This is a genomic window from Deinococcus planocerae, from assembly GCF_002869765.1.
Lineage (GTDB): Bacteria > Deinococcota > Deinococci > Deinococcales > Deinococcaceae > Deinococcus > Deinococcus planocerae.
The window spans coordinates 93,862-119,403 of sequence record NZ_PNOR01000008.1; the positions used below are offsets into that span (position 1 = coordinate 93,862).

Sequence of the window (25,542 nt, forward strand, 5' to 3'; positions counted from 1 at the left end):
TAGTTCCCACGCAGACACCCCAGTTATTCGGCAGGCCCGCACAGACGGCATTCCAGGCGTCGTCCGTGTCCGTGTTCATTCCAGCGGAAGAGTCGGTGGCGACCTTCCTGAGGAGTCGCTATGTCTTTGACCCCCCTTCAACGCGGCACCGCTCTCACCCTCCTGTCCCTGACGCTCGCGGCCTGCGGGAGCCAACAGGCCAGCGTGCCCGGCGGGGCGGCCCCGGCCCAGGCCACGCTGGGGGCCCTGTCCACCCTGACCACCCCGGCCCAGAACGAGACGCCCGAGCTGTGGTTCGTGGAGTTCGGCGAGCGCCCCACCAGCAAGGGCGGCAACGGCGCCACCATCGCCCGCGAGCGTCAGGCCTTCCGCGACCAGGCCCGGCAACTCGGCGTAAAGTTCCAGGAGCGCCTCGTCTTCGAGCGGCTGTGGAACGGCGTCTCGGTGCGGGTGAGGCCCTCCGAACTCGGCAAGATCAAGGACCTCTCCACCGTGCGCGGCGTGTACCCCGTACTCAACGTCACGCTGCCCGAAGAGCAGATCGTGAACGAGCCCGAACTCGCCACCGCCCTCGCCCAGACGGGGGCCGACGTGGCGCAAAACGAGCTGGGCCTGACCGGCAAGGGCGTCAGGGTCGCCGTGATGGACACCGGGATCGACCTCGACCACCCCGACTTCCGGGGGCGCATCGTGGCGGGCTACGACTTCGTGGGCGACGCCTTCACGGGCGCGAACGAGCCGGTGCCCGGCCAGGACAACGCGGACGACTGCGGCGGGCACGGCACCCACGTGGCGGGCATCATCGGGGCGAAGGGGGGTGCGGTCGGCGTGGCGCCCGACGTGAGCCTCGGGGCCTACCGCGTCTTCGGCTGCGAGGGCTCGACCCAGACCGACATCATGATCCAGGCGATGGAGCGCGTCCTCGCCGACGGGATGGACGTGCTGAACATGTCCATCGGCGCGGCCTTCCAGTCGTGGCCGCAGTACCCCACCGCCGTCGCGGCCTCCAACCTCGTCGATCAGGGGGTCGTCGTGACCGCCTCCATCGGCAACTCGGGCACGGGCGGCGCGTTCGCGGCGGGGGCGCCCGGCGTGGGCGAAAAGGTCATCGGCGTGGCGTCTTTCGACAACACGCACGTGCTGCTCAGCGAGTTCGTGGTGAACGGCCAGAAGATCGGCTACCAGCCCGCCTCGCCCTCGCCCACGCCGCCCACCTCGGGGAGCCTGCCGCTCGCCAAGACGGGCACCCCGGCCAGCACCGCCGACGGCTGCGCGGCCCTGCCCGCGAACAGCCTGCGCGGCCAGGCCGTGCTTATCCGGCGCGGGACCTGCTCCTTTTACATCAAGGCGTACAACGCCCAGCAGGCGGGCGCGGCGGCGGTCGTGCTGTACAACAACGCCGCCGGACCCCTCGCCGCCAGCGTGACGGGCACGCCCGCGGTCACGATTCCCGTGGTGGGGATCTCGGACACCGACGGCAAGGCCCTCGACGCGGCGATCACGGCGGGCGGCGCGACCCTCACCTGGACCCCCGGGCAGGGGACGTACCGCAACCCCACCGGCAACCTGATCTCCAGCTTCTCCTCGTACGGCCTCGCCGCCGACCTGAGCCTCAAGCCCGACCTCGGCGCCCCCGGGGGCCTGATCCGCTCGACGTGGCCGCTGAGCCTCCCCGGCGGCGGGTACAACACGATCAGCGGCACGAGCATGGCCTCTCCCCACGTGGCGGGCGCGGCGGCCCTGCTGCTCCAGGCCAGGCGGGACGCGGGCCAGGCCGTGAAGGCTGCCGACGTGCGCACCCTGCTCCAAAACACCGCCGAGCCGCACCTGTGGTCGGGCAACCCGGCCACGAGGCTCCTCGACATGGTGCACCGCCAGGGCGCGGGCATGATCAACATCGTGAACGCGGTGGGCACGACCGCCACCGTCACCCCCAGCAAACTGTCGCTGGGCGAGAGCGAGGGCGGCGCGAGCAAGACCGAGACGCTGACCGTCACCAACACGGGCAAGAGCCCCGTGACCTACGCGCTCTCGCACACCGGGGCGATCAGCACGACGGGCAACTACACGGTGGCCTTCGCCAGCACGCCCGCGGGCGTGAGCTTCAGCGCCCCCAGCGTCACCGTGCAGCCGGGCGGCAGCGCGACCGTGACCGTCACGATCACCCCCACGGGGGCGGACCTCAGCCAGTACGGCGGCTACGTCGTCTTCACGCCCCAGGGTGGCGGCACCACGCTGCGGGTGCCCTACGCGGGCTTCAAGGGTGACTATCAAGCCCTCAAGGTCCTGACCACCCCGCCCCGCCTTGCCCGGGCGAACGCGGACGGCACCTTCGCGCCCACCCCGGAGGCGTCCACCTTCACCCTCCAGAACGGCGACGTGCCCTACTTCCTGCTGCACCTCGACCACTTCGCCCGCTTCCTGAAGATGGACGTGTACGACGCCGCGAGCGGCAAGCCCGTCCACCCCCAGTTCTTCAACCTGCTCACCCAGGAGTACCTGGGCCGCAACAGCACCGCCACGGGCATCTTCGCCTACGACTGGGACGGCACGGTCAGCCACAGCCGCGGCAGCAACGGCGCGGGCAACGACCACGACAAGCGCAAGGACGTGCCCAACGGGCAGTACGTCGTCAAGCTGACCATTCTCAAGGCGCTGGGCGACGAGAGCAACCCCGCCCACTTGGAGACCTGGACCTCGCCCGTCATCACCATCGCGCGGCCCTGAGCCAGAACGTCTTCCGGCGCAGTTCCTCCTCTGGGGGGAGCTGCGTCTTCTTGTTGGCGGCAGGGGAATGAGGTGACGTTCTAAGCTGCGGCGTGCCTTCCAGCGACCCGCTGCCGACCGAGGCCCTCGCACTCGCCTGGGCCGCTCAGCTTGGGGCCGTGACCTGGGAGGAGGTGGTCGAGTGGGCGGACGGGTGGATTCTGCGGCTAGACGCGCCCCCGGCTGAACTTCTGGAACTGAGCCTGAGCGGGCGGAGGCCGGACGAGGCGTTCACGCTGCTGCGAAGGCTGGCGCGAAGGGGAGACCCGGACGCGGCCCTGTCCACGCTCGCTGGGAGGCTGCGGGAGGATATCGACCGGGGACAAGCTGACGCCCTGGTCTTGGCAGGTCGTTTGACAGATTTAGCTGCCCTCAGTTCAGACGAAGAACCTGACGACGTTCGCCTGCCGCCTCCGTCCCCCAGCTTTCGTGATGCTGCCTGGCTCCTCTACGCCATTTCGGTCGAAAGAGGCACCGATGATGAAGAGGAAGAGTTCGACCGCAATCTCGCCGAGGAAGTCTTGGTGACCCTTCAACGCTTCCTCTAACCCACCCTCAGCCGCTCGCGTCCGCCCCCATCGCCTCCCCGATCCCCTCTGGAAGCTCGCCCGCCACCCGCTCCAGCGTCCGCGCGGCGGCGGCGCGGGCCATCTTCTCGAAGGCGGCGCCGCCCCAGCCCTCCGCCTGCGGGGTGTGGAGGTGCGCGCGAAAGTGGAACTCGAAGGCGACCACACCCGCCCCGTCCACGCTGGCCTGCCCGGCGACCTCGACCCAGGCGCGCTCGCCGCTGAGGGGTTGTGGGACGAGGACCGCGCCGTCCGGGGTAACGTTCAGGAGGCTTCGGAAGGGCAGGTCCACCTCTCCGAGAACGGGCACGGGGACGACGAGTTCGCCCGTGACGCACTCGGTGTTGCCCAGCAGGGCGCGCAGGAAGCGCACACGGGCGAGGGCCACCCCGGCGTCGCGCACGAAGGCGAGGGCCGCCTCCCGTCCCTGCGGGTGGGGGAGGGTGAACCGCTGCTCGGCCTCGATCACCACCGGCGGATCAGTCCACCCACTCGATCACCACGCGGTTTTCGGCGACGGCGGCCTGCAACTCGGTGTCGGCCACGCTGCGTAGCCTCGGCAGGTGCGCGAAGCGGGGGGTGGCCGAGGCGTAGCCCAGCCGCACCACCACGTCGTCGCTGAGTTCGTCCTTGCCGACCCGCCACACGAGCTGGGCCCCCAGCGTCTCCAGTTGCCGGACGAGCTCGGCGGGCAACTCGGGCCGGGTCTCCTCCGGGCCGGGAGCGTCGGGCTGGGTGGGGTCGGTCATGGGCGCATTGTACGTGCGGGCCGGTGTACTACAGTCGTAGTACAAAGGGGGAATGACCCCCGCCACCCCCCCCTCCTGGCGCGAGATCGAGACCCGCGTCGGCCTCGACAACCTTCCCGCCTTCCACCGTGCCTTCCTGACCTGGAGAGGAGTGGAGGGCACCGCCGAGATGCCCCTGCGCCGCGCCCAGCAGCGCGTCGAGGCCGAACTCAACCGCCTGGTGCGGGAGGGAGGGGCGCAGAAGCAGGGGGACGACTGGACGCTCGCCCCGGGTGCTCTCGACGGCTTCGAGGCAGCGCGGCCCTATCTGGGCTGACCTGTCTCCAGCAGCGCCGCCAGCCCCCGCGAGGCTATGTCGCGGACGCTGAAACTCAGGTACGGGGTCAGTTCGGTTTCCTCCGGGTTGACCTCGATCACCACCGCGCCCGCCTCCCGCGCTTCCAGGGCCAGGCCCGCCGCCGGGTACACCACGCCGCTCGTGCCGACGATCAGGGCGACCTCGGCCTCCCGGAAGGCGTGCCCGGCAGCCTCCAGCGCGTCTTCCGGCAGGTACTCGCCGAACCACACGATGTTGGGGCGCATCCGCGAGCCGCAGACGGGGCAGCTCGGCGGCGGGGTGAAGTCCTCCGGGGCGGGCAGCGGCCTGACCGTGCCGCACACCTCACAGCGGGCGGTGGTGAGGTTGCCGTGGAGTTCCACCAGCCGCCCGCCGTTCGCCCCGCTTCCCGCCCGGGCGTGCAGGCCGTCCACATTCTGGGTCGCCAGGAAAAAGCCCGCGCCCTTTTCCCGCTCCAACCCGGCCAGGAGGAGGTGCGTCGAATTGGGCTGGGCGCGCGTCACGTCGGCGTAGCGGCCCGCGTACCACTGCCAGACCGTCTCGGGATCGCGGCGGTACGCGCCCGGGCTGGCGAGGTCTTCGGGACGAAAGCGCGCCCAGTGCCCCGTCTGCGCGTCGCGGAAGGTGGGGATGCCGCTCTCGGCGCTCACGCCCGCGCCGGTCAGGACGGCCACCCGACGGGCGGAGCGGAGGGCGGCCTGGGCATCGGCGAGGTTCATGGGGAGAGGGTAACGCAAGAGGCGACCGCTTTCAGACAGAGAGCTGTCTTTCTGTCGTACAATACCTGTATGCAAACGACCCTCCGGCTGGACGACGACTTGCACCGCCGGGCCAAGATGGAGGCCGCTCGGCGGGGCATCACGCTCACGCAACTTGTGGAGGAGGGGTTGCGTGCACAGCTTGAGGCGAGTGCGGCGGGGTCACGCCCGCCTGTCGTTCTGCCCACTTTCGATTCCGGCCTCTCCTTCAACTTCACGGCGCAGGAGATCAAGGCGATGATGAACGACGACAGCGAACAACTTGCCCGGCTGGGTCTGACTCCCGAAGCGGCGAGTCCGAAGAAATGAGCTATCTGCTCGACGCCAACTTGCTGCTCAACGCGTTCCGTCGGGATGCTCCAGCCCACGCGGCAAGTTACGGGTGGCTCACGCGGACCCTTCAGGAGGGCGAGGCCGTCTGGACGACCAGCGTCAACGAGCTTGCCCTCCTGCGGATCGCTACCCTCGCCGCCCTGGGACCCCTGGCAGCCTCACCGGAACGTGTCTTCGAGTTCCTCGCCGCCCTGCACGCCCAACCCAACTACCGCCACCTCGAACTCGGCAAGCCGGGGTTGGGCCGCTGGCGGCAACTCACCCTCGACCTGGAGCTGCGCGGCAACGACCTCAACGACGCCTCCCTCGCCGCCCTCGCGCTGGAGCATCGGCTGACGCTGGTGACGGCGGATCAGGGCTTCACGCGCTTCCCGGGGCTGCGGGTGTTCACGCCCACCTGAGTCAGCCTTCAGCCCGGAAACGACAGAAACTCCGGCGGCACCGCCTCCACCAGCCACACCCCGTTTTCGGAGAGGTAAAAGACGTGCCCGGCCCCGTGCATGTCCCCGGCCCGCACGGTGAGCACGACCGGCCTCCCACGCCGCGCCCCCACCCGCCGGGCGGTCTCCGGGTCGGGCGAGAGGTGGACGTGGTGGCGGGACATGCGCCGCAGCCCCTCGCGGCGGATGGCGGGCAGGGCCTCCGGGTGGGTGCCGTGGTACAGCACGGGGGGCGGCGGGGTGGGCGTCAGCTTCAGATCGACGGGGACGCTGTGCCCCTGGTTGGCCCGGATGCGCTCCCCCTCCAGCGTGAAGCGCCGCTTGTCGTTCGTGCGGACCACCCGTTCGAGTCCCTCGCGCGAGATGCGGAGATGGCGGAGGACGGCCTCGACGGGCAGCCACCCGCCCGGTTCGAGGGGTACGCCCGCCTCGTGGGGCGCGTGGCGCAGGAGGTAGGAGAGACGGCGGGAGAGGCGTTCGTCGGTCATGCCCCCATCTTCCACCGCCTCCGCTCTCCCGGACATGGGCGCGGTGGCCTAGCGCAGATGTCCCAGCCTCGTCGCCTTCGTCGCCAGGTACCCGGCGTTGTGCGCGTTCTCGCCCACCCGCAAGGGGACGCGCTCCACGACCTCCAGCCCGAAGCCGGAGAGGGAGTGCAGCTTGCGCGGGTTGTTCGTGAGGACCCTCAGCCTGCGCGCCCCCAGGAGGTGCAGCATCTGCGCCCCGATCCCGAAGTCGCGGGCGTCGGCGGGAAGGCCGAGGCGCAGGTTAGCGTCCACCGTGTCCGCCCCCTCGTCTTGGAGGGCGTAGGCGCGAATCTTGTTCAGGAGGCCGATGCCCCGGCCCTCCTGGCGCAGGTAGACGAGGACGCCGCGCCCCTCCCCGGCAATCGCCCGCATCGCCGCGTCGCGCTGGGGGCCGCAGTCGCACCTCAGCGAGTGGAAACCGTCCCCGGTCAGGCACTCCGAATGCACCCGCACGAGCAGGGGTTCCCCAGTCACCTCGCCCATCACCAGCGCGACGTGCTCGGCCCCCGAGAGGGTGTCCTCGAAGCCCACGATGCGGAAGTCGCCGTACTCGGTGGGAAGCTTGGCCTCGGCCACCCGCACGACGAAGGGATCGTGTTCCATCCGGTAGGCGATCAGGGCCTCGATGGAGCCGACCAACAGCCCGTGTTTCTCCCCGAAGGCGAGGAGGTCGGGCAGGCGGCTCATCTCGCCGGAGTCATTCATGATCTCGCAGATCACGCCCGCCCCCTCAAATCCCGCCAGCCGCGCGAGGTCGCACGCCGCCTCGGTGTGCCCGGCCCGCCGCAGCACCCCGCCGGGCCGCGCCACCAGCGGGAAGATGTGCCCCGGACGGCGAAAGTCGCCCGCCTTCGCCTCCGGGTTGATCAGGGCCGCCACCGTCGCCGCCCGGTCGTAGGCGCTGATCCCGGTCGAGTTGCTCACGTGGTCCACGCTGACCGTGAAGGCCGTCCCGTTGGGGTCGGTGGAGCGCCCCACCATCGGCGTGAGGTCGAGGTCGCGGGCGCGTTTCGGGGTCAACGTCACGCAGATCAGGCCGCGGCCCTCGCGGGCCATGAAGTTGATCCACTCGGGGGTGGCGGTGGCGGCGGGCATCAGCAGGTCGCCCTCGTTCTCGCGGTCCTCGTCGTCCACCAGGATCACCGGGCGCCCGGCGCGCAGCTCCCGCAGGAGGTCGGGGATGGGGGAGAGGCTCACCGGGCCACCTCCCCACCCGGGCGGGCAGTCTCCCAGTCCCGCATCAGGATCAGCCGCTCGACGTACTTCGCCATCTGGTCGGCCTCCAGGTTGACCCGGGTGCCGGGCCGCCACTCGCGCAGGGTGGTGACCTCCAGCGTGTGCGGCACCAGCCAGAGCGTGAACTCGTCGGGGGCGAGGTCGGCGCGGCTGCCCCCCGGCCCGCCCACGTCCACCACGGTCAGGCTCACGCCGTCCACGGTGACGCTGCCCTTTGGGACCAGAAACCTGGCGAGGTGCCGGGGCGCGCGCACCCGCATGGTGAAGGCGCCCGGTTCTTCGCGGACCTCCAGCACCTCGGCCACGCCGTCCACGTGCCCGCTCACGACGTGGCCGCCGAAGCGGGCGGAGGCGCTCATGGCCCGCTCCAGGTTCACGCTCGCGCCCTCCTGCCAGCGCGGGGCCGTCTTGCTCACCGTCTCATGCGAGAGGTCCACGGTGAAGGTCGTGTCGTCCCAGCCTGTGACGGTCAGGCAGGTGCCGCTCACGGCGATGCTCTCGCCGAGTTCGAGGTCGGGCCACAGCCGCGCGGGGGCGATGCCCAGGGTGAGGTTGCCGTTTTGCTCGGTGGCGCGCGTCACGCGACCCACCTGTTCGACGATTCCGGTAAACATGGGGATACCTCCGGGAAGGGGACTTCAGAGCCTCGGCACGTCGTTCAGCAGGCCCGTGACAAGCACGTCGGGGCCGAGGGGTTGAACTTGAACGTCGGAGAGGGCGCGGGCGTCGGCCATCGAGCGGGCCGCGTTGTTCAGCGGCGTCAGGCCAGTCCCGAGCAACTTAGGAGCGATCAGGGCACACACCTCGTCCACGAGGCCGTGCGCGAGGAAACTCGACGCCAGCCCCGGCCCGCCTTCGAGGAGCAGGCTGGAGAGGTCGAGTTCGCCCAACCCGCTCAGGGCGTCCGGCAAGGACCCGGCGCGGAGGATGACGGCGCCCGCCCCCTCCAGGTGGCTCGTCTGGGCGTCTGGGGCGGTCACGACGACGGTGCCGGGACGCAGGGCGCGGGCGGTCACGGGCGTGCGGGCGCGGCGGTCGAAGATGACCGGGCGCGCGTCACGGCCCCCCTCGACGCCGCGGGTGGTGAGGGCCGGGTCGTCGCTCAGCACCGTGCCCGACCCGACGGCGATGGCGTCCAGCTCGTCACGCCAGCGCATCACCTGGGCGCGGGCCTCCGTGGACGTGACGGCCCCGTTGCCCTCCCCACACGCGGCCACCTTGCCGTCGAGCGTCATCGCGTACTTGTAGACGACCCAGGGGCGGCCCCGCGTGACGAGCGAGCGGAAACCCGCCTGCTGACGCACGGCCTCCGCCTCGCCCACGCCGACCTCGACCTCGATTCCGGCCTCGCGGAGCCTCTGCACGCCCCGCCCGGCGACCCTGGGGTTGGGATCGAGCGCGGCCACGACGACCCGCGCCACCCCGGCCCGGATCAGGGCGTCCGCGCAGGGGGGCGTCCGCCCGAAGTGGCTGCACGGTTCGAGGGTGACGTGGGCGGTGGCTCCGCGTGCCCGCTCGCCCGCCTCCCGCAGCGCGAAAACCTCGGCGTGAGGCTCGCCCGCCCTCGGGTGGAAGCCGCGCCCCACCACCTCGCCGCCGCGCACGATCACGCAGCCCACCGGGGGATTCGGCGCGGTGCGGCCCAGACCCCGGGCAGCTTCCGCGAGGGCCTGCGCCATCCATACCCTCATGTCCTGAGCCCTGTTCGGCCCATTTGCCTCATGCATACGCTGTCGCCGCCCGCTGGGGTGCGGGTGTCGGCATCCTCCTTCTTCCATCCGGACTGTCCCGTCGGCACTCGGCACGTTGGCGTGCCTGTGCTTCTGGCAAACCGTCGGCCCCGGAGTCTCACCGAGTCGGGCCTGCGCGTGGTGCGGTTTGCGCGGGCTTCGCGGGCTGACCGGCTAGGCGCCGGATCACCGCCGGTGGGGAATCTCACCCCGCCCCGAAAGAGGTGGCCCGCCCGGAAGGAGGGCCAGGGCGATGCTAGCGCGGGGGCAGGAAGAGAAGTGGGCGGGACCTCACGCCGGGCGCGGGCTTGACCCTGCCCTAGGGGCAGCCCCCACACTGGCCCTACCTCCGGAGGCTGCACCACTGAAAGAGGGCGTCATGACGGACACCAGACCACCCCTCCTCACCACCGGCGCGTTCTCGCGCGCCTCACGTCTGAGCCTCAAAGCGCTGCGGCTCTACGACGAACTCGGGTTGCTGCCGCCCGAGCGGGTCGAGGAGGCCAGCGGCTACCGCTACTACACCGCCGAGCAGGTGGAGACGGCCCGCTTGATCGCCCTGCTGCGCGTGATCGAGATGCCCCTGGTGGACATCCGGGCCCTGCTGGAGGCGCCGCCAGAAGAACGGGCCCACCTGGTCGAGACACACTGGGCCGCCGCGCAGGGGCTTCACACCCGGCGCGCTGCCGTGGCCCGCCACCTGATCCACACCCTGAGAGGAGACCCCATGCCCCGCAGCTACGAAGTTCAGCGCCGCGACGTGCCTGCCCAGACGGTCGTGACCACCCGGCGGCGCCTGTTCCTGCCCGACCTCAGCGCCTACATCGGCTCCTCCATCGACCGCCTGTACGCCGAGGTGCGCGCCCAGGGGGCCGAACCCGCGGGAGCACCCATCGTGATCTACCACGGCGAGGTGGGCGTCGACTCCGACGGCCCGGTCGAGGTGTGCGTGCCCTACACTGGGACCCTGCGTCCCTCCGGCGACCTCTCCCTGCGCGAGGAAAGAGCCCACACGGAAGCGTTCGTGACCGTTCGCAAGGCCGACTTCGAGTACCACGAGCTGATGGCGGCCTACGATGCGGTGGACAGGTACGCCCGCGCTCACGGCACCCGAAACGGCCTGTCCGTCCGCGAGGTCTACCCCTATGACTGGGAGGGGGCGGGCCCGGACGACCCGGCGGGTGAGGTCGCCTGCCCCTTCCACCCCGCCGAGGTGCCCGCCTGAGCGCCCCGTCCCCTACCCTGGGACCATGAGCTATGCCGACTTCCTGGGCATGACCGTGCGCGAGGCCACCCCTGGGCGCACGGTCGTCGCCCTGACCGTCACCCCCGGCGGCCTGAACATGCACGGCACCGCGCACGGCGGTCTGCTCTTCAGCCTCGCCGACGAGGCCTTCGCCGTCATCAGCAACCTGGAAGCGCAGGCGGTGGCCGTCGAGACCCACCTGAGTTTCTTTCGCCCCGCCCGCGTCGGAGACGAACTCGTCGCGGTCGCCACCCCCGAACGGGTGGGCCGCACCCTCGCCACCTACCGGGTGGAGGTCCGGCGCGGCGGGGAAGGGGAGGTGCTGGCGCTGTTCCTCGGTACGGTGGCGCGGTGGGGGCAGGGGGAACCAAGCTAATGTTTAGGGCGGTAATCTTGGGCAGATCGCCCTTTAGCGTCTTTCCAGACATCCCACCCATTGACGGAGTTGGCAGAAACCATAGCAGCGGCGTCCGATGGCGTCTCAAAATCGTAGGGCTGAACAAATTCAAACCGCGCATCGTCCAATTGCTTTAGAATCCCGTCCTTAACCATCTGTTCTCGACGAGCGTTAAAGTTAGGCCAGGGGGTATCGCGCGAAAGGCACTGGCTTCCTGGTTGCATTCGCCAGATGCTCTTACCCGTTGACTGGTGGAGAAAGACAACATGTGCCTCGCATTTTCGAGTCCGGTAGGTGAAAAGAAAGCTCTTAGACATCGGTTTGGGGGTAGGTAGCGGATCGGACTTGTCCAATAGCACATCCCGCTCAGCCTCGGTGATCCGGCCCATCTGCACAGCGGCGGCGGCGGCTTTCTCAAAGGTAGCGATGCTGAACTCTTCCTGCGTAGCTTCCACCACCGGACGCTTTTCCTTGTGGATACGTGCCTCGTCGCGGCGCTGCCGCTGACGCTCGCCGACGACCTGCACAGCTTTTGCAAAGGCGTCCGCCTGCCAAGTCGCCACGTCCAGCAGCGTGGCGAGGTCGTCGGCGAAGGTGTCCCCCTTCTGTGCGAGTTCGACCCGCAGGGCGACCCGTGCTTCCCATTTGCCCGGCAGATGCTCGTCGATGACGATCCAGACCCGGCCATTGGTCACGATGGCCCAGCGCGTGCCCTCGTTGACAGCGTAGGTGGCGGCCTGCTGGAACTGCACTGCGCCCAGGGTGATGCCCATTCCCTTGATCTCCAGCGCGAATTTGCCCTTGCCCGCGCGAATCAGAAAATCCGGGAATTTGCCGGTGTCGTTCTTTTCTTCCGGCACAACCTCCGCCGGATTCCAGATGTCGAAGCCCGCCGCTTGGAGCAGCCGCAGCACGATGGTTTGCCGAACCACTGCCTCACCCGGGTTGGGCGAAGTTGAAAGCCAGCCTTGGATGTCGCTTACAGCGTCCCGCACGCGTTCTGTCGGGGTCGGCATCTGTCCGAGAGTCTAGCAGCGACTCACCTTGTCCTCGGCCAAAATATGTTATGTTATTTACGTAAGGAGGCAGAATGCTGCACATCGAATTCATCACCGACCTGGGCGCGCGGGTGACCGTGGACGTGGAGAGCGAAGGAAAACTGCTGGACGTGCAACGCCAGTACGGACGCCTGGGCTGGACGAGCGGCGACGTGCCCACGGGGGGCTACCAGTTCCCGCTGGAGAACGAGCCCGACTTCGACTGGTCCCTGATCGGCGCGCGCAAGTGGACCAACCCCGAGGGCGAGGAGATGATCCTCCACAAGGGCCACGCCTACCGCCGCCGCGAGCTGGAGGCCGTGGACAGCCGCAAGCTCAAGCTGCCCGCCGCCGTGAAGTACTCCCGGGGCGCCAAGAACGCCGACCCCGACCACGTGCGCGAGAAGGCCGACGGCGAGTTCGAGTACGTCACCCTGGCGATCTTCCGCGGTGGCCGCCGCCAGGAGCGCTACGCCGTCCCCGGCGGCGCGGGCGCGGGCCGTGCTCCTGCCCAGGCCGCGGGCGCCTCCCGCCCGGCCCCGACCCGTCCCCAGGCGGCGAACGCTCGCACGGCGACGGTGGCGCGCGTGGAGGACGAGGAGACGCCGTTCTAGGACGGTCAGTGGTCTGTGGAAAGTGGTGAGTGGTCGGGGGTCTGTCCCACTGACCACTCACCACTTCCCACTTCCTGCTCCTCGATCACTCCCCGCACGTCGGCAGGCCGCCAGCCCTCAGGCTTGAGCTGCTTGCCGTCGGCGCGTCTGGGGCCGCCCGCCTTGCTCAGGTTGGCGCGGTGGACCTCGGCGAACACGGCGTCGGCGTCGATGCCCAGGGCGTCCAGCGCCCCGTAGGTCACGTATAGCAGGTCGGCGAGTTCGTGCGCGAGCGGCGCAAGATCGGCAGGGCAGACGGCCTCGTCCCCCTGGAGACGGGCCTCCAGCGCGCCGAACTCTTCTTCCACCTCCGCCACCTCCTCGCGGATGAGGGTGCGGCGCAGGGCGAGCAACTCCGCACCCGGCACGGTGGGCCGCTCGGGCGAGACGAAGCCGAGGGCGCGGTGGAACTCGCGCAGGCGGGCGGCGTTCGACGTGGGTGTCATGGCGACGATGCTAACGGCGGGCGCTGCCCGTCGAGCAAATGGAGAAGGAGTGGGCCGCTTGATGGGCTCACTCCCTCTTTTCGGTGCGGGTGATGGGACTCGAACCCACCGGTGGCCTGCTGCTGTGCCCGCTCGCACGCCCGTTGACTGGAGGTGGGCGTCTCCCTCCGGCCCCCCACGCCCAGGCCGGGCGGTGAGGTTTCCTTGGCCGAGGGGAGTATCCCGCAGGGGCGTCAGGACTTCATGCGCTCCCGCTAAGGTCGGTCTTTAGGGAAACCGCTTCCCTTTGCGGCGGCAGGTCGAGGACCCGGTAGCCGTAGGCGTTTACCACGCGCGCCCCGGTCGCGGGGTCGGTGTACTCCTCCTTGCGGCCCTCGTACTCGTGGATGTGCCCGTGGACGACGAGGCGGGGGCGGTGCCGGGCGATGAAGTGCGCGAGTTCGGGGCAGCCCCGGTGGGCGTAGTCGCTGCCCGCGTGCGGCCCGGTGGGCGGGGCGTGGGTGAGGAGCACGTCCACTCCGCCCCGGGCCTGCCAGCCCAGGCGCGTCAATCCCCAGCGGGCCTGAAGGGGCGTGTACTGCCCCTCGCCGCCCAGGCGGTAACGCGGCACGCCGCCCCAGCCCGCGACGCGCAGCCCCGCCGCCGTCACCACCCGCCCGTGGGCCGGGGTCACCCCGCGCGGGGGCACGCGCGTCTCGCCCTCGGTGACGTACTCGTTGGCGTGGTTGCCGTGCACGTACACGATGGGCACCGGGAGCTTGCTCGCCAGGAACTCCAGGTAGGAGCCCGGCAGGTCCCCCGCCGCGAGCACCAGGTCGACCTCGGGCACCCCCTGCGGAAAGCCCTCCCGGTACACGAAAGGGTGGGTGTGGTCGGCGACGACGAGCAGCCGCGTGGGCCGAACTGGTAGGGGGGAGGCGGCAGGGTCGGTCATGGGGCGGTGGGCGCGTCCGGCGGGAGGCCGGCAAGCCTGCGGCGGGGCGGGTATCGGTGAGAGCCGAGTCTAGCGCCTCCCGGGCCGCCGGGTGTGCCTGCCGTACCCTGTCCGGGATGCCCCCCACGCCGCCCCTGCCCACGCCCCGCCTGTGGCTGCTGCCCCTCACCCGCCCGGTGGTGGAGACGCGGCTGAGGCGCGAGGCCTTCCGTCTCCCCTGCGACCTCGGCGGCCAGACGGTCCCCGTCCACTTCCCGCCCGCGTGGCCCGGCGACCTGCTGCCCGTCTTCCCGATGTTCCTCGCCGACCTCCACTTCGGGCGGACAGACGAGGTACCCGGCTCATGGACCCTCGTGGAGCGCGCCTCCCACACCGCCGTGGGCACGGTCGGCACCAAGGGTGAGCCCGATGAGGCGGGTCTGGTCGAGATCGGCTACGGCCTGACCCCGGGGGCGCGCGGAAAGGGCCTCATGACCGAAGCCGGGCGCGCCTTCCTGGCCCATCTCCTCGCCCGTCCCGATGTGCGGCAGGTCACGGCGCAGACCGCCCGGGGCAACCGCGCGAGCGAGCGGGTCCTCGAAGGGCTCGGCTTCGTGCGCGCGGGCGAGGGGTGGAGCGTGGAGGACGGCCCGCTGACGGTCTGGACGTACGCGGGCTGAGGAGTCCGCCTCATGAATATGCAGCCGGGAGCCGGGCAGACGGTTTGCCGCCTGGCGGCACGAAGATATTGATGCAGCCGTGAGGCATAGCCACGGTCGCGCTCTACCCTGACGCGATGAACGTCTCGATTCTGGGAATTCCGATGGACCTCGGCGCCGGGCGGCGCGGGGTGGACATGGGCGCTTCGGCCCTGCGCAACGCCCATTTCGCGGGGAGGCTGCGGGGGCTGGGGCACACCGTCACCGACCTCGGGAACGTGCCCGTCGCTCTGCCCGAAACGCTCGACAAGCACACGAACGCGGGGCTGGTCTTTCTCGAGCCCATCCTCGACGCCTGCCGCGCCACCGTGGACCGGCTGGCCGCCCTGCCGGAGGACACCTTTCCGGTCACCCTGGGTGGCGACCACTCGGTCAGCATGGGCACGGTGACGGGCAATGCGCTGCGGGGCGGGAGGGGGGGCGAGCGCACCGGCGTCCTCTGGGTGGACGCCCACACCGACTACAACACGCCGCAGACGAGCCCCAGCGGCAACATCCACGGGATGCCCGTCGCGCACCTCACGGGGGCGGGCGACCCCCGCCTCGCCGGGCTGGGCGGCGGCTGGCACGTCCGCCCGGAAGACATCGTGATGGTCGGCATCCGCAGCGTAGACGCCCGCGAGCGCGAGCTGCTGCGGGGGGCCGGGATCAAGGCCTACACGATGAAGGACGTGGACCAACTGGGCATCACCCGCGTCACCGAGGAGACCCTCGAACGCCTCTCGGGGGTCTCCCGCCTCCACGTCTCCTTCGACGCCGACGCCCTCGACCCTGCCGTTGCCCCCGGCGTGGGCACCCCCGTCCCCGGCGGCCTGACCTACCGCGAGGGCCACCTCCTGATGGAGCTGTTGTCCGAGTCGGGCCGCGTCACCAGCCTCGACATCGTGGAAGTTAACCCGGTCCTCGACACCCGCAACCAGACCGCCGAGGTGATGGTGGGGATGGCGGCGAGCCTGCTCGGGCAGCGGATTCTCTGAAAAGGGGTGCAGAAGGTCGAAAGCAGAAGGCAAAGGCGCTCTCTGCTGGCCTTCTGCCTTCTGCGACGTTCGCGGGAAGCTCAAGGCACACGCCCGAGTCCCAGGGCGTAGTGCCTCACCCCGGGCCTCGTCGGTCATGCCCGCCGCACCGGCACCTGCAATTCGCTGAGCTGTTCCTCCTCGCGCTCGGAAAAGCGCAGGTAGACCTCGCGAACGGGGCCGTCCGGCGCGTACCCCTCGCGGTCCATCCAGCCCAGCAGGGCGGCGTAGGCCTCGCCGAAGCGTTCGTAGGAGCCGAGGTGAAGGGTGGCCGCTACGGTCTGTTCGGGCAGTTCGCCCAACGTGACGCCGGGACGCAGGGGGCCGGGAACGTCCTCGAAGACGGGCACGGCGACTTCCAGCTCGATCTCCTCCTCGCTCTGGTAGCCGCCGCCGCGCCAGGTCACGACGCTCCAGCCGGGGTCGGGCAGGGTGTGATCCCCCATCGCAGCGCAGACCTGCTCGTACAGCCGTTCCATCAGGGCCGTGACGTGGCGGTAGTCGGGGGCCGGGCCGCGGGCCAGCAGGGCACGGACGGCGGGCATGGGTTTGAGCTGCACGGTGTAACGGGTCATGCGTCTCTCCTTGTCGATCTCGGCGTCGAGCTGCGCCAGGCGGGCGTTCAGGGTGTCCCGCTGCGCGAGCAGTTCCTCGCGTTTGCGCGCCAGGAAGTCCGGGTAGGGCTCGGGCAGGGTGCCGCCCAGCAGGGCTGCGATCTCGTCCAGGCTGTACCCCAGCCCCTTGAGGGCGGTGATGCGCCGCAGGAGGGCGAGCTGAGCAGGGGCGTAGAGCCGGTATCCGCCCTCGCTGAGCGCGGCGGGCCGCAGCAGGCCGAGGTCGTCGTAGTGGTGTAGCGTCCTGACACTGACGCCGCCGAGGCGGGCGAATTCTCCGATCTTGAACATAGGTTCTGGTCCGCGTGGACCTCCCCCACCATGCGCCCTGACGTGGCGTGAGAGTCAAGCGCCGGGCAGCCCACCCCCCAGCGGGACACCTGTCACAGCCAGATTCCGCGCCTCTCTGCTAAGCTCTCTTGTTTGAACGGGGCCGCCCACGTGTCCCGAATGTGCTTGAACCCTTGGGGTGAGTGATTTGACGGCAGCCGAAGTGATCCAACCTCAACAAGAACAGGTGTACCCTGCCCCCGTGAAGACGGTCGAGCCCGGCAGCCCCGCTGATCAAGCGGGCGTGCGCCCCGGTGACCTCCTGTTGCGTGTGAACGGCGAGGCGGTGACCGACGTGCTCGCCTACCGCCACCGCCTCTCGCAGGGGCGGGCCGTGCTGGAAATGAGCCGCCCCGTCTCGCGCCCGTCGGTGCTCTCCGGCGTGCTCGGCACCGCGCAGGACCACCACACCCTCGCCTACGACCCGTCGGCGCCCACCTTCACCTTCGAGGTCGAGTGGGAGGACCCGGGGCTGGAGTTCGAGGAGGTGCTCTTCGACGGCATCAAGAAGTGCGCCAACAAGTGCGACTTCTGCTACGTGCACCAGATGCCGCGCGGCTTTCGAAAGAGCCTGTACATCATGGACGACGACTATCGCCTGTCCTTCCTGTACGGCTCCTTCGTCACGCTGACCAACCTGACGGAAGGCGACATCAACCGCATCCTCGACGAGAACCTGTCGCCGCTCTACGTCTCGGTTCACACGGCCAATCAGGAGTTGCGCCAGAACCTGATGAAGTGGTGGAAGCTCAAGGTCAAGGACCCCCAGGCCGTGCAGATCAGGTCCATGATCGAGCGGCTGGAGTCTATCGACCTCTACACCCAGATCGTCCTCGTGCCGGGGCGCAACGACCGCGAGCATCTCGACGACACGGTGGAGTATCTGTCGAACCGCCCCAACGTCATCTCGGCGGCGGTCGTGCCCATCGGCCTGACCTCGCACCGCACCAACCTCCCCGACGTGCGGACCTTCTCCCGGGAGGAGGCGCAGGACACGCTGGCCCGGCTGAACCGCTGGCGCAGGCAGTTCCTGACCGAGCGCGGGACCCGCTTCGTCTTCCCGAGCGACGAGCTGTACCTCCTCGCGGGCGAACCGCTGCCCACGGAAGAAGAGTACGAGGGCTTCCCGATGCTCGAAAACGGCGTCGGCATGATCCGCGACTTCCTGACGGAGGGGCTGCCGGACGACCTGCCCGCCGCGCTGCCCGCGCCCCGCAAGATCATCCTGGGGACCGGGAGCCTCTTTGCCGAGTCGCTCGACCGGGCCGTCGAGCCCCTGCGCGCGGTCGAGGGCCTGGAGATCGAGGTCCGCGCCGTCGAGAACAAGACCTTCGGCAAGGTGACGACGGTCGCCGGACTGCTGACGGGCCGCTGCTTCCGCCACGCGATCAGGCCGGGGGAGGCCGACCTGCTGATCGTTCCGCCGACCACCCTGCGCTACGGCACCGAACTGATGCTCGACGACACCAGCCTGGGCGAGCTGCGCGCCGAGCTGCGGATGGACGTGCGGGCGGGCGGCGCGACCCTGGGCGAACTCGCCTGCGTGATCTTCGAGAACGTGGCGTCGAGCGGCCACCAGTGGGGCATGAGCGCCCACGCGGTGAAAGACGGCGGGGCGCGCGGGCAGGCGTAAGAACGTCCTCCACACAGGGTCGGGTCAGATCCTCCGAACGCCAATTGTCATCTTCTGAACGAAGTGTCAAGCTGAGCCATGCTGAAAGGGTTCCGGGACTTCGTTTTGCGCGGCAACGTCGTGGACCTCGCGGTGGGTGTGGTGATCGGGGCGGCCTTCACCACCGTCGTGAATTCCTTTTCGAACGGCTTCATCAACCCGCTGATCAGGGCGATCACGGGGGGCGGGCCGCGGGTCGGGGGGACTTTCAACATCAACGGAGCCGCCTTCGACTACGGGGCGTTCATCACCGCGATCATCAACTTCCTGATCGTGGCGGCCATCCTGTACTTCCTGGTGGTGAACCCCATCAACCGCATCAACGAGCGCTTCAAGCGGGAGCAGAAGCCCCCCGTCGCCGAGCCCAGCAACGAGGAGAAGCTGCTCGCCGAGATTCGGGACGAGTTGCGCCGCCGCCCCGGCATCGCCGGCTGAGGGCGCGGCTCCCGGCCCCGGCGCAGGCACTATTCTGCCGCCATGCCCATGACCCCCTCCGAGAGTTACGCCCGCACCTTCGAGTCGCACCGCGGCGCCCTGATCGACCTCTACGCCCAGCTTCCCGAGGAGCACGGCACCTTCTCCGCCTGGGAGGGTGGCATGAGCCTGATCGGGCAGGCCGACCACCTCGCGGCCAGCAGCACGATGATGCTCGCCATGATCGCCGGTGAGAGTCCCGCCCGCCCCGCGCCCGGCGCCGGAAGTGCCAGCGTCGCCGAGGTCCGGGAGCGCCTGCGGACCACGACGGAGCGGGTGGCCGCCGCCATCCGCACTCTCGGCCCCGACGACCTCGCCCGCCGCGTGCCCGCCTTCGGGGGCCGCGAGATGCCGGTCACGGCTCTCCTCGACGCCCTGATCGGCCACGAGGCCCACCACAAGGGCCAGGTCTGGGTGATGGCACGCATGGTAGGCCTGAAGCCGCCGATGTTCGTGAGGATGGGGTAGGGCGGGCGGAAGGGGAAAGGCAGAAGGCAGATGGCCGGGAATCTTGAGCCATCTGCCTTCTGCTTTCAGCCTTCCGCCTAATTCACCAGCTTCGTCTTGTTCGTCATGAAGTCCATCAGCACGTACTGGCCGATGTTGTGCGGCGTCGTGAAGTACGCCTTGCCCTTCGTCATCTCGGTGACGCGTCGGACGAAGCCGACGAGTTCGGGGTCGCGGGCGAGCATGAAGGTGTTGACCTGGATGCCCGAGCGGCGGCAGCTAGCGACCTCGCGCAGGGTGGCGCCGAGGACGTAGGGGTCGAGGCCGTAGGCGTTCTTGTAGATGCGCCCGTCGGGCAGCGTGAGGGCCGAGGGCTTGCCGTCGGTGATCATCACGATCTGCTTCATGTCCTTGTTCTCACGCTTCAGGAGCTGCTGCGCGAGCCGCAGGCCCCCCGCCGTGTTCGTGTGGTACGGCCCGATCTGCGCCTGGGCGAGCTTGGCGACGGGCACCTCCTCGGCGGAGTCGTGGAAGAGGACGAACTTCAGCGTGTCGCCGGGGTACTGGGTGCGGATCAGGTGCGCGAGCGCCAGTGCCACCTGCTTGGCGGGCGTGAAGCGGTCTTCCCCGTACAGGATCATCGAGTGCGAGCAGTCGAGGAGCACGACGGTCGCCGCCGACGAGTTGTACTCGGCCTGCCGGATCACGAGGTCGGACTCTTCGAGGTTGTCGAAGCCCTTGCCCATCACGTTCCCGAGGGTGGCGGTCGTGTCGAGGTTGAGGGTGTCGCCGAACTCGTAGTTCTTGAGTTCGCCCGTCATCTCGACGCCCGAAGCGTACTCGCGGGTGTCGTGGGCGCCCGCCGAGGAGCGGCCCAGCCCGCCCATCAGGTCGCGCAGGCTCTTATACCCCAGGAAGTCAATGCTCTTGTCGGTGAGCTGAAACTTGGACTCGCCGGTCTGGCCCTGACCCCCCTGTCCCTGCTCGTCGTCGAACTCCTTGCGGATGAAGCCGTCTTGCTGAAGCTTGTCCATCAGGCGCTCGATCTGCTGGCCGAGGCGGGTTTCACGCACGTCCCCGGCCTGCATCGCCTCCATCAGCATGTCCTCGGGGATCATGTTGCGCTCGGCGAGGGCCTCGAGGATGGCGTCGAAGAGGTCGTCCATGCTGGGGCGGGCGTCGGGGTCGGGGTCGTAGGGGTCGTTCGTCCCCTGCCCGAGCAGCGCCTCCTGAATCATCTGCATCAGCTCGCTGGATTCGAGCTGGTCGAGTTCGCCCTCGAACTTGCTGTACCGCGTGATGCGCGCCATGTCGGGAAACCTCCGTGGGGGACAGCATGGCGCGTTCCGGCCCGCGCGTTTGTGATGGTGACGGGAGGAGTCGCTCTCCTCGCGTGGAAGATGTACCCGTACATCGGCCCAAGAGACATCCGGTTGCGTGCCGCCAGTGGTCCGGTAGGCTCGCCAATCCACAGCAAGGCCGACCATTCGGAGTGGGTCGGGCAGTATTCCCGAGGACAGGGAGAGGTTTCTGCCACCTTCGTCATCGACCTCGACGGGGTGCTCCTCCTGGCAGAACGCCACAGCGAGCATGTCGTCTGCGCCGGGGGTGCGCCCGTCCTCGCCGCCGGTGAGCTGATTCTCGAAGGAGCCAGGGGTGCTATCGTTGCGGGCATCACCAACCAGTCCACCGGGTATTGTCCGGAAGCCTTCTCGTGGAGTGCCGTCCAGGCGGCACTTTCCAGACTGAAGCTGACGTTTCCTGACGGCTTCACCCACGTTTTCACTTTTCGCCGCTGCGAAGCTTGCGGACAGATCAACGTCGTGAAGGACGGCGACTACACCTGCGCGGTCTGCCTTCACGCCCTTGCCGTCCAGAGAAACCTCTGAGGGCGATAGGCTGGCCTCCACGCCTCCCTGACCGCACCCCCTACAATCCCCCCGTGTCTCCTCACACGCGCGGCATTCTCCTCCTTATCCTCGTCACGGCGCTGTGGGGCAGCACCTTCGCGGTCGTCAAGGAACTCGGGGAACTGTTGCCGCCCAGCGTCCTCATCGCGTGGCGCTTCCTGATCGCGTCGGTGGCGCTGCTGCCTGCGCTGGTGCTGGCGCGGCGGCTCACCCCGGCAAGTTCGGCCCCGCCCGCCCGCCCCCTGTGGCGCGACGGCCTGATCCTGGGCGCGTGGCTGATCGCCGGGTACGGGACGCAGACCATCGCCCTGCAAACGACGAGCGCGAACCGGGCGGCCTTCTTCACGGCGCTCAGCGTGGTGCTCGTGCCCGTGTGGCTCACGGTGGCCGGGCGCCGCTCCCTGCCCCTCACCCTGTGGCTGGCGCTGCCCCTGGCGGTCGCGGGCCTCGCGCTGCTCTCCTGGGAGGGCGGGGCGCTCGTCGTGGGGGACGCCTGGGCGCTCGCCTGCGCCGTCACCTACGCGGGCTTCATCATCGCGCTCGAACGGACCGCGACCCGGCACGAGGCCCTGCGCTTCACGCTGGCGCAGCTCCTCGCCGTGACGGCGCTCGCGTGGGGCTGGGCGCTCCTGGCCGATGGGAACAGGTTGTGGCCGCCCGCCGCCGCGTGGCTCCCGCTGCTGTACCTGGGGGTGGCCGCCACCGCCCTCACCACCCTGCTCCAGACCGTCGGGCAGCGGCGGGTGAGCGCCGCCGAGGCCAGCCTGATCTATGCGCTGGAACCCGTGACCGCCGCCCTCTTCAGCTTCCTGCTCATCGGCGAGCGGGTGGGGGTGCGCGGCGCCCTCGGCGGCCTGCTCGTCGTCGGCGCGACTGTGCTCAGCCAGCGCGCGGGCGGGGAGCCCCACCCCGAGACGCCCACGCCCCAGGCCGAGGGGTAGGTCAGCCTCCGTTCACCGGGCGCTGGAACGTCCGCTCCGTGCCGTCCTCCAGAATCAGGGTGAGCAGGCTCCCCGTGACCCGGTAGCGCCGCACGTCCTCCAGCAGCCGCAGGTAGTCCGTCTCCTGCCGTTGCAGTTCGGGCGAGGGGCAGGCGCGGCGGGTCGTCGCCAGCGGGGAGAAGCGCAGCGTGTTTCCCTCCAGCGTGTAGGTACCGCGGAAGGTGTTGCACCCCGTCGTGCCCCCGACCTGACCGCCAGGTTCCAGCCGCAGGGTCGGGGGCGTGTCGCCCACGGCACCCACCAGCCGCCACTCGGCGAAGAGGCGTGAAGCGTCCAGAGCCGTGACCCGGTTGCCGAACACCAGCCGCTCCCTTCCCGTACTCAGGACGAGGAGATTGGGGCTGAAGGACAGGCCCCGCACCCTCGACAAGACGTTGAGGTAGCGGGCCTCCAGCGCGCTGACCTCGGGGGTGCAGGCGCGGCGGGTGCTCGCCAGCGGCCCCAGCCGGACGGTGTTCGCCGTGAATGCGCCCCGCCCGGTGAAGCGGTTGCAGCCCGTGCTGCCCGACACCTGGGTGCCCTCGGCGGTCGAGACCCGCGTACCCACCAGGGTCAGCGTCGGGGGGTCCGCACCCTGCGGGGTCACGGTCCCCTGCGCGTCGGTGAGGCGCAGCAGCGTCCAGGTGCCGTCCGCAAAGGGCTCGGCCCCTCCCGGCTGTGCCAGCGCGGCCTCCGACGCGGCGAGGGCCAGGATCAACCAGCGTCTTTTCATAGGTCCTCCCAACCTCCTTACGGCCAAGCTCCCGCCCAGCTTAAAAGAGAGAGGGCCCCTTGGGTACGTCGGCTGCCAGTGTCGCCGGGAACCGGGGGAGGCGAGGGCCGTGCCCCTCAGCGCCCGCCGCGCGCCTGATCCGGCACGAGGAGGGTGCGCAGGGCCGGACCCGCGTGCCAGACGTTCATCAGGCCGTCTTTGAGGGTGGAGCCCCGCACCGCCTCGTACAGGGCGGGCGGGAGGGTGGTCGCCGGATACACGCCCTCGCGCCCCTGCGGGCCCACGCGCACCTCCAGGGGAAAGCCCAGCGCCAGCGCCGCCACGAGCACCCCGCCGAGCGCGGCGCCCCCCAGCGCCCCGGCAAAGGGGTGCCAGGGGCGGGCGGCACCCTCCGAGACCAGCCGCCGGGCCGCGAGCGCCACCCCCACCCCCAGCCCCAGCGCGAGGAGGGCGGCCACCACGGCGCCCCGCCCCAGCATGTTGGCGAGAAAGCACGCGGCCACGCCGCCCAGCCCCCAGACCAGGCCCGCCAGGCCGCGCCGCGCCCCGAGCGCCGTCATCGCCGCCCAGAGGGTCACGAGCAGGGCGTCGAACCAGGTGATCACGGGGGGCAGTGTAGCGGGTGCGGCCTTACAAAACTTTTCCCCTCGGGCACCGGGGGCGGCGGATGGTGGGGGAAGGTGCCGTCTTGCCCTGGCCGAGGTCTAGACTGCGTTCATGATCCGGGTGCTGCTCGTCGACGACCACGCGCTGTTCCGGCAGGGCCTGCGCAGCCTGCTGGAGTCCGAGGGAATGCGCGTCATCGGGGAGGCCGCCAACGGGCGCGAGGCGATCCGCTACGCCGCCGACACCCACCCCGACGTGATCCTGATGGACATCCAGATGCCCGAACTCGACGGGGTGAAGGCCACCCAGAGCATCCTGGAGATCGACCCGGGGGCCCGGGTCATCATGATCACCATGTACCGTCAGGACCGCTACGTCTTCGAGGCGGTCAAGGCGGGCGCGCGCGGCTACGTCCTCAAGGACGCCGACGCCGCCACCCTGCTCGACGCGATCCGCCGGGTGGCCGCAGGTGAGGCCCTCCTCGACGCCGACATGGCGCAAAATGTCCTCGACGACTTCCGCGACAAGCGCGAGGAACTCCCCAGCGAGAAGCACGCCGACCTCAACGAGCGCGAGACGATGATCCTCAAGCTCCTCGCCCAGGGCTTTTCTAACCAGGACATCGCCCTCAGGCTCGATATCTCCGAGAAGACGGTGCGCAACCGCCTCTCCGAAATCTTCACCAAGCTGCAACTCAACAACCGCACCCAGGCCGCCCTCTACGCCATCCGCGAGGGCATCGCCAACCTGGAGTAGCAACCGAGATTCACCCTTCATGCCCAGACCCAGACCCTCGAAGTCACAGCTCACCCCACGCCCCGCTCCCGCCGCCTCGCCCGTCACCTTCCGGGCGGGGTGCGCGCGGGAGTGGGTCGTCACGACCTCCGAACCCGACCTCGCCTACACCGAGCAGGCCTTCCCCGAGTGCCCGGCGTGCCCGCACCGGGTCGAGCCGGAGGGCACCCCGCCGTTCTGTACCCTGCGCCCGGCGGGAACCGCCCACCCCTTCGCTGCCCTCGCGGGTCTGGACCTCCCGGAGTGACGTTCGACCTCCGGGCCGAGCTGCGGTCGCGCGGGTTCGGGGGAGAGGTGGGGCTCGTCGTCAGCGACCTCGCCGGGCGCGAGCTGTACGTGCTGAATCCTGATCGAGTGTTCCCCGCCGCGAGCACGATCAAGGTGCCCCTTCTTGTGCAGGCGCTCGGGGAGGCGCAGTCGGGTCGCCTCGACCTGCGGGAGCGCGTGACGGTGGAGGCCGGGGACCGGGTGCCCGGCTCGGGCGTGCTGCACGAACTCGGCCCGGGGCTGAATCCCACCTGGGAGGACGTGCTCACCTTGATGATCGTGGTGAGCGACAACACCGCGACGAACCTCGTGATCGGGCGGCTGGGAGTGGAGGAGGTGGGCGCGTGGCTCGCGGAGCAGGGGCTCTCGGGCACCCGTCTCGTCGGCCAGCTCCAGCTTCCCCCCGAGCGGCGGAACGAGGCCCAGCGCCGGGGCGAACGCAACCGCACGACCGCCCGCGATCAGGTGACGGTGCTGGGAGGGCTCGCACGCGGCGAATTGCTCGACCCCTTCCACACCGACCTCGCCCTTTCCATCCTGTCGCGCCAGCAGTTCCGGGACATCCTCGCCCGGCACGTGCCGCGCGGCGAGGACGGCGAGCCGCTCTACCGGGTGGCGAGCAAGAGCGGCGAACTCACCGGGGTGAGGCACGACGTGGGGGTGCTGTTCACGCCGCGCCCGCTGGTGGTCGCCTTGCTCTCGGAGGGGGGAGACGACCCCCGCGAGCACCCCGACAACCGCGACACGGCTGTGCTCGCGGGCACACTCTGGCCGCTGCTGGGGGCGCTGGGCGGTGTCTTCCGCCCTCCCAGCGGGGACATTTAACCGCTCGGTCAGGCGCATGA

General features: G+C 70.0%; 32 protein-coding genes and 1 riboswitch. Of the genes, 18 read left to right on the forward strand and 14 right to left on the reverse strand.

Annotated elements, in window-relative coordinates:
* The first annotated feature begins 120 nt into the window (after positions 1-120).
* Both A7B18_RS22840 and A7B18_RS06455 read left to right on the forward strand, forming a co-directional pair.
* A complete protein-coding gene (locus A7B18_RS22840; RefSeq protein WP_102125861.1) occupies positions 121-2,727 on the forward strand; it encodes a S8 family serine peptidase in 2,607 nt (868 codons plus the stop codon).
* A 158-nt stretch (positions 2,728-2,885) separates the two neighbouring features.
* Positions 2,886-3,314 carry a hypothetical protein gene (locus A7B18_RS06455; protein ID WP_146009478.1) on the forward strand — a complete coding sequence of 143 codons (429 nt, stop codon included), beginning with the start codon at positions 2,886-2,888 and terminating at the stop codon, positions 3,312-3,314.
* Positions 3,315-3,321: 7 nt separating this feature from the next.
* On the opposite strand, the gene A7B18_RS06460 is transcribed toward A7B18_RS06455, so the two are convergent.
* Positions 3,322-3,804, reverse strand: a complete 483-nt coding sequence (locus A7B18_RS06460) for a DUF3809 domain-containing protein (RefSeq protein ID WP_102125863.1) — start codon at positions 3,802-3,804, stop codon at positions 3,322-3,324.
* Positions 3,805-3,811: 7 nt separating this feature from the next.
* The gene (locus tag A7B18_RS06465) at positions 3,812-4,081 is read right to left on the reverse strand and encodes a DUF3248 domain-containing protein (protein ID WP_102125864.1); all 270 of its coding nucleotides are present in this window, start codon (positions 4,079-4,081) and stop codon (positions 3,812-3,814) included.
* 52 nt (positions 4,082-4,133) lie between these two features.
* Between A7B18_RS06465 and A7B18_RS06470 the strand changes: the two genes are divergently transcribed.
* Positions 4,134-4,397, forward strand: a complete 264-nt coding sequence (locus A7B18_RS06470) for a hypothetical protein (protein ID WP_102125865.1) — start codon at positions 4,134-4,136, stop codon at positions 4,395-4,397.
* Here the strand turns inward: A7B18_RS06470 and A7B18_RS06475 are convergent.
* Complete coding sequence (locus tag A7B18_RS06475) at positions 4,385-5,137, reverse strand: SIR2 family NAD-dependent protein deacylase (protein ID WP_102125866.1); 753 nt, start codon at positions 5,135-5,137, stop codon at positions 4,385-4,387. The genes A7B18_RS06470 and A7B18_RS06475 overlap by 13 nt on opposite strands.
* 69 nt (positions 5,138-5,206) lie before the next feature.
* Here A7B18_RS06475 and A7B18_RS06480 point away from each other — a divergent pair, with 69 nt between their 5' ends.
* On the forward strand, positions 5,207-5,485 hold the full coding sequence (locus tag A7B18_RS06480; protein ID WP_102125867.1) for a toxin-antitoxin system HicB family antitoxin: 279 nt from the start codon (positions 5,207-5,209) through the stop codon (positions 5,483-5,485).
* Positions 5,482-5,910 (forward strand): TA system VapC family ribonuclease toxin, encoded by a 429-nt coding sequence (locus tag A7B18_RS06485; RefSeq protein ID WP_102125868.1) that lies wholly within the window; start codon positions 5,482-5,484, stop codon positions 5,908-5,910. Before A7B18_RS06480 ends, A7B18_RS06485 begins: the two co-directional genes overlap by 4 nt.
* A gap of 8 nt (positions 5,911-5,918) precedes the next feature.
* Here the strand turns inward: A7B18_RS06485 and A7B18_RS06490 are convergent, their stop codons facing one another.
* The 4 genes from A7B18_RS06490 to ribD are packed head-to-tail and all read right to left on the reverse strand — an operon-like array spanning position 5,919 to position 9,391.
* Positions 5,919-6,437 carry an RNA 2'-phosphotransferase gene (locus A7B18_RS06490; protein ID WP_102125869.1) on the reverse strand — a complete coding sequence of 173 codons (519 nt, stop codon included), beginning with the start codon at positions 6,435-6,437 and terminating at the stop codon, positions 5,919-5,921.
* 48 nt (positions 6,438-6,485) lie between these two features.
* Positions 6,486-7,673: a bifunctional 3,4-dihydroxy-2-butanone-4-phosphate synthase/GTP cyclohydrolase II gene (locus tag A7B18_RS06495; protein WP_102125870.1), complete on the reverse strand. Its 1,188-nt coding sequence runs from the start codon at positions 7,671-7,673 to the stop codon at positions 6,486-6,488.
* Complete coding sequence (locus A7B18_RS06500) at positions 7,670-8,326, reverse strand: riboflavin synthase (RefSeq protein ID WP_102125871.1); 657 nt, start codon at positions 8,324-8,326, stop codon at positions 7,670-7,672. The genes A7B18_RS06495 and A7B18_RS06500 overlap by 4 nt, the downstream gene beginning before the upstream one ends.
* 24 nt (positions 8,327-8,350) lie before the next feature.
* Complete coding sequence (gene ribD, locus A7B18_RS06505; protein ID WP_102125872.1) at positions 8,351-9,391, reverse strand: bifunctional diaminohydroxyphosphoribosylaminopyrimidine deaminase/5-amino-6-(5-phosphoribosylamino)uracil reductase RibD; 1,041 nt, start codon at positions 9,389-9,391, stop codon at positions 8,351-8,353.
* Between the two features lie 83 nt (positions 9,392-9,474).
* Positions 9,475-9,669, reverse strand: a riboswitch (FMN riboswitch).
* Positions 9,670-9,821: 152 nt separating this feature from the next.
* Here ribD and A7B18_RS06510 point away from each other — a divergent pair.
* A complete protein-coding gene (locus A7B18_RS06510) occupies positions 9,822-10,667 on the forward strand; it encodes a MerR family transcriptional regulator (RefSeq protein WP_102125873.1) in 846 nt (281 codons plus the stop codon).
* Between the two features lie 25 nt (positions 10,668-10,692).
* Positions 10,693-11,064, forward strand: coding sequence for a hydroxyphenylacetyl-CoA thioesterase PaaI (gene paaI / locus A7B18_RS06515; protein ID WP_180970049.1), 372 nt, complete (start codon positions 10,693-10,695; stop codon positions 11,062-11,064).
* Here the strand turns inward: paaI and A7B18_RS06520 are convergent.
* A complete protein-coding gene (locus tag A7B18_RS06520; protein ID WP_102125875.1) occupies positions 11,061-12,101 on the reverse strand; it encodes a DUF4357 domain-containing protein in 1,041 nt (346 codons plus the stop codon). The genes paaI and A7B18_RS06520 overlap by 4 nt on opposite strands.
* A gap of 74 nt (positions 12,102-12,175) precedes the next feature.
* On the opposite strand from A7B18_RS06520, the gene A7B18_RS06525 reads away from it, so the two are divergent.
* Positions 12,176-12,736 carry a single-stranded DNA-binding protein gene (locus A7B18_RS06525; protein WP_102125876.1) on the forward strand — a complete coding sequence of 187 codons (561 nt, stop codon included), beginning with the start codon at positions 12,176-12,178 and terminating at the stop codon, positions 12,734-12,736.
* A 5-nt stretch (positions 12,737-12,741) separates the two neighbouring features.
* Here the strand turns inward: A7B18_RS06525 and A7B18_RS06530 are convergent, their stop codons facing one another.
* Together A7B18_RS06530 and A7B18_RS06535 are read right to left on the reverse strand one after the other, a co-directional pair.
* On the reverse strand, positions 12,742-13,221 hold the full coding sequence (locus A7B18_RS06530; protein ID WP_102125877.1) for a pyrophosphohydrolase domain-containing protein: 480 nt from the start codon (positions 13,219-13,221) through the stop codon (positions 12,742-12,744).
* Positions 13,222-13,462: 241 nt separating this feature from the next.
* Positions 13,463-14,155, reverse strand: coding sequence for a metallophosphoesterase family protein (locus A7B18_RS06535; protein ID WP_102125878.1), 693 nt, complete (start codon positions 14,153-14,155; stop codon positions 13,463-13,465).
* A gap of 116 nt (positions 14,156-14,271) precedes the next feature.
* On the opposite strand from A7B18_RS06535, the gene A7B18_RS06540 reads away from it, so the two are divergent.
* Both A7B18_RS06540 and rocF read left to right on the forward strand, forming a co-directional pair.
* Positions 14,272-14,814 (forward strand): GNAT family N-acetyltransferase, encoded by a 543-nt coding sequence (locus A7B18_RS06540; RefSeq protein WP_102125879.1) that lies wholly within the window; start codon positions 14,272-14,274, stop codon positions 14,812-14,814.
* A 116-nt stretch (positions 14,815-14,930) separates the two neighbouring features.
* A complete protein-coding gene (gene rocF / locus A7B18_RS06545) occupies positions 14,931-15,830 on the forward strand; it encodes an arginase (protein WP_102125880.1) in 900 nt (299 codons plus the stop codon).
* 134 nt (positions 15,831-15,964) lie between these two features.
* Here rocF and A7B18_RS06550 read toward each other — a convergent pair whose 3' ends face one another.
* Positions 15,965-16,774 carry a MerR family transcriptional regulator gene (locus A7B18_RS06550; protein ID WP_102125881.1) on the reverse strand — a complete coding sequence of 270 codons (810 nt, stop codon included), beginning with the start codon at positions 16,772-16,774 and terminating at the stop codon, positions 15,965-15,967.
* A gap of 241 nt (positions 16,775-17,015) precedes the next feature.
* Between A7B18_RS06550 and A7B18_RS06555 the strand changes: the two genes are divergently transcribed.
* The 3 genes from A7B18_RS06555 (at position 17,016) to A7B18_RS06565 (ending at position 19,427) form a co-directional block, all read left to right on the forward strand.
* Entirely contained in the window at positions 17,016-18,446 is a 1,431-nt protein-coding gene (locus A7B18_RS06555) for a DUF512 domain-containing protein (protein ID WP_425430321.1), read from the forward strand.
* Positions 18,447-18,524: 78 nt separating this feature from the next.
* Positions 18,525-18,920, forward strand: coding sequence for a large conductance mechanosensitive channel protein MscL (mscL, locus tag A7B18_RS06560; protein ID WP_102125883.1), 396 nt, complete (start codon positions 18,525-18,527; stop codon positions 18,918-18,920).
* 42 nt (positions 18,921-18,962) lie between these two features.
* Positions 18,963-19,427: a DinB family protein gene (locus A7B18_RS06565; protein WP_102125884.1), complete on the forward strand. Its 465-nt coding sequence runs from the start codon at positions 18,963-18,965 to the stop codon at positions 19,425-19,427.
* A gap of 77 nt (positions 19,428-19,504) precedes the next feature.
* Here A7B18_RS06565 and A7B18_RS06570 read toward each other — a convergent pair whose 3' ends face one another.
* The gene (locus A7B18_RS06570; protein WP_102125885.1) at positions 19,505-20,716 is read right to left on the reverse strand and encodes a vWA domain-containing protein; all 1,212 of its coding nucleotides are present in this window, start codon (positions 20,714-20,716) and stop codon (positions 19,505-19,507) included.
* A gap of 90 nt (positions 20,717-20,806) precedes the next feature.
* On the opposite strand from A7B18_RS06570, the gene A7B18_RS06575 reads away from it, so the two are divergent.
* A complete protein-coding gene (locus A7B18_RS06575) occupies positions 20,807-21,295 on the forward strand; it encodes a hypothetical protein (protein ID WP_219722096.1) in 489 nt (162 codons plus the stop codon).
* Positions 21,296-21,348: 53 nt separating this feature from the next.
* Complete coding sequence (locus A7B18_RS06580; RefSeq protein WP_102125887.1) at positions 21,349-22,257, forward strand: DMT family transporter; 909 nt, start codon at positions 21,349-21,351, stop codon at positions 22,255-22,257.
* Position 22,258: 1 nt separating this feature from the next.
* Here the strand turns inward: A7B18_RS06580 and A7B18_RS06585 are convergent, their stop codons facing one another.
* Both A7B18_RS06585 and A7B18_RS06590 read right to left on the reverse strand, forming a co-directional pair.
* The gene (locus tag A7B18_RS06585; protein WP_102125888.1) at positions 22,259-23,029 is read right to left on the reverse strand and encodes an META domain-containing protein; all 771 of its coding nucleotides are present in this window, start codon (positions 23,027-23,029) and stop codon (positions 22,259-22,261) included.
* Between the two features lie 116 nt (positions 23,030-23,145).
* Positions 23,146-23,634: a hypothetical protein gene (locus tag A7B18_RS06590; RefSeq protein ID WP_102125889.1), complete on the reverse strand. Its 489-nt coding sequence runs from the start codon at positions 23,632-23,634 to the stop codon at positions 23,146-23,148.
* Positions 23,635-23,746: 112 nt separating this feature from the next.
* Between A7B18_RS06590 and A7B18_RS06595 the strand changes: the two genes are divergently transcribed.
* From A7B18_RS06595 to A7B18_RS06605, 3 genes are read left to right on the forward strand one after another with little or no spacing between them, the layout of a single operon-like run.
* Entirely contained in the window at positions 23,747-24,391 is a 645-nt protein-coding gene (locus A7B18_RS06595) for a response regulator transcription factor (RefSeq protein WP_102125890.1), read from the forward strand.
* A 19-nt stretch (positions 24,392-24,410) separates the two neighbouring features.
* Complete coding sequence (locus A7B18_RS06600) at positions 24,411-24,677, forward strand: hypothetical protein (protein ID WP_102125891.1); 267 nt, start codon at positions 24,411-24,413, stop codon at positions 24,675-24,677.
* On the forward strand, positions 24,674-25,522 hold the full coding sequence (locus tag A7B18_RS06605) for a serine hydrolase (protein ID WP_245872771.1): 849 nt from the start codon (positions 24,674-24,676) through the stop codon (positions 25,520-25,522). Before A7B18_RS06600 ends, A7B18_RS06605 begins: the two co-directional genes overlap by 4 nt.
* Positions 25,523-25,542 lie beyond the last annotated feature (20 nt).